Annotated in this window: 3 protein-coding genes; 1 reads left to right on the top strand and 2 read right to left on the bottom strand. The window is 50.9% G+C overall.

Annotated features, from left to right (window positions below; all coding sequences use genetic code 11):
• On the bottom strand, window positions 1-324 hold a 324-nt coding region (locus Q0294_RS17790; RefSeq protein WP_299468142.1), incomplete at its 3' end, for an FAD-dependent oxidoreductase.
• Between the two features lie 667 nt (window positions 325-991).
• On the opposite strand from Q0294_RS17790, the gene panB reads away from it, so the two are divergent.
• The gene (gene panB / locus Q0294_RS17785; RefSeq protein WP_299468141.1) at window positions 992-1,807 is read left to right on the top strand and encodes a 3-methyl-2-oxobutanoate hydroxymethyltransferase; all 816 of its coding nucleotides are present in this window, start codon (window positions 992-994) and stop codon (window positions 1,805-1,807) included.
• 43 nt (window positions 1,808-1,850) lie between these two features.
• On the opposite strand, the gene Q0294_RS17780 is transcribed toward panB, so the two are convergent.
• A partial coding sequence (locus Q0294_RS17780; protein ID WP_299468140.1) for a polyprenol monophosphomannose synthase occupies window positions 1,851-2,439 on the bottom strand: 589 nt, incomplete at its 5' end.

The raw sequence follows: 2,439 nt of genomic DNA, 5'->3' as shown, positions 1-2,439 counted from the left end.
TCCAAAATTGATTGCCTGCTGACGCATCAGTTCCATCAGCTCCGGTCCACTCACACCTTCGCCCAGATGCGGGGCCATATACTGCCGCTTGGATTTATCGATCGAGTCATCCAGGTAGGCTCCCAGGTTCCCCGCAGGAAATCCGGGGTAGTTCTCGACTTCCGTGGTTAACGCCAACTGTCCCAGAGGCAGGGTGCCCTGCAGACGGTTTTCTTCTGTAATCGCTCCCTCAAAACAGAGCGGCTCCAGATTGGCACGGGATGTATAAATACAAGCGGCCCAACCAGCGGGTCCTGATCCGATCACGACAACTTTTTCTGGCACGTTTGGTACCCTCCTGATATGCATTCTCTCCCCCAGAAATCATCAAAACAGATTTTCCGTAAGAGAAGTAGCCAGTGGAATTGAATTCTGAAACACAACCAGCGTACGAACTTGGCGTGTGGCACAATCCTAATGAAGTAAGGAGAGGAATTCCAGATGGTGGGAGTCCACGTTTTTAAGCAGAGCCAGAAAATCAGGTTCCAGAAAGCTTTTGGGAAATAAAAAAAGGTGCTTCGAATCATGTGAATGACTGAAGCACCTTTTCTGTGCTGAATGGAGCAAGTGCGGGCCAACGCCTGCCACCATCGCTGCTGATCTATAGAAGCATTAGTCATACCATTCAGAAAAAAATTTGCAAAACAAACTGTAACTCGTTTATTTCGTATCACTTATAATATTATAAATTTCCCAGCATAACTTGAGTCGTCTGAGATCACCTGGAGAACCCGTAGCATTATGCAACAGGTGGTGCAATATCGTACGCTGCAAAATAACACAGTATCTTGCCTGTCTGTGATTTTGAAGAAAAGCAGAGCCGGGTCTTGCGAATACGGACCTGCTTTTTCTATTGTGGAGCCCCATCCGGATGAGAGAGCGACTATAATCTGTCAATGAGCCACTGCTGGCTGTTCGGCCAGACTTGCTGAGCGTTTTTAAGGAGAGTTCCGTGTCGAATACTTCCCCTGCACGGCCTAAAAAGTTTACCGTCCCGCGATTTCTTGCCACTAAGGAAAAAAAACAGAAGATTACGATGCTGACTGCTTACGATTATCTGTCAGCAAAAATTCTGGATGAAGCCGGTTTAGACTGTCTGCTGGTAGGCGACACTTTGGGAATGGTTGTCCAGGGAAAGAGCACCACACTGCCGGTGACCGTGGATGAAATGATTTATCACGGCGAAATGGTCGTCCGCGCGGTTCAACGGGCACTGGTCATTGTGGACATGCCCTTCATGTCATTTCATGTCTCTCCTGCACAGGCTTTGGAAAATGCGGGACGGATACTGAAAGAGACCGGCGCCGACGCCGTCAAGCTGGAAGGGGGCATGAACCAGGCAAAAACAATCGAAGCCATCGCTTCTGCCGACATTCCTGTAATGGCACACCTGGGTCTGAAACCGCAATCAGTGCGTGCGATCGGTGGGATGGGAAAAATCCAACGGGATGAAGATCAACTGATCGCAGACGCTCTGGCGGCGGAAAGAGCAGGGGCCTTCGGGATTCTGCTCGAAATGATTACCGCACCGATTGCGAAAATGATTACCGACACCGTCACGATCCCAACCATTGGCATCGGTTCGGGACCGGGCTGCGACGGGCAGGTTCTGGTCACGCCTGACATGTTAGGGATGAACGCCGATTTTCATCCGCGGTTTCTGAAGAAATATGCCAACTTCGCATCAGAAATGACGGCAGCCTTTCAAGCCTACGCGAATGACGTCCGCGAAGGGACATTCCCCGATGAATCACACAGCCATACCTGAGTCTCATCTGGCCCAGAGTCTCATCTAGGGTTGTCATGTCCGTTTATTTCGCAGGTTCAGCGGGGTTGGTACGAACACGCTTTCCTAAACAGTTATCGACTCCGAGGACGAACATCACCCACAGCGCAGAAAACGCTTCACTCAGATTGATCTTCGAACTGCCAAACCGGCGTTCTTCGAACGTGAAGGGGACTTCCTTGAAGGTACATCCCACCCGTCGACAGCGGTAGAGAATCTCTTCCTGAAACGCGTAGCCTCTGGCTCGCAGCAGAGAAAAATCGATCTCCGCCAGCTTAGCCACCCGATAGCAGCGAAAACTGCCGCTGCAGTCGCGCGATTTCAGTCGCAGTAACAGGCGGGCATACCAGTTGATCGCGCCACTCATAAAATAGCGTTTGGGTCCCCAGCCTTCGATTTTCCCGCCGGGCACATAACGGGAACCAATCGCCACGTCGGCCTCTTGCGTGGCTGCCACCAGATCGGGCATGAAGCGAGGGGGGTGGCTGAAGTCGGCATCCAGATTCAAAACCAGATCATAGTGGTTTTCAATCGCATATTTAAAACCGGCAACCGTAGCCGTTCCCAGTCCCAATTTTCCGCTGCGATGGATCGAATGAATTCTTTGATCGTTT

The organism is uncultured Gimesia sp. (assembly GCF_937919775.1).
GTDB lineage: Bacteria > Planctomycetota > Planctomycetia > Planctomycetales > Planctomycetaceae > Gimesia.
This window is presented reverse-complemented; position numbering and strand designations above follow the sequence as displayed.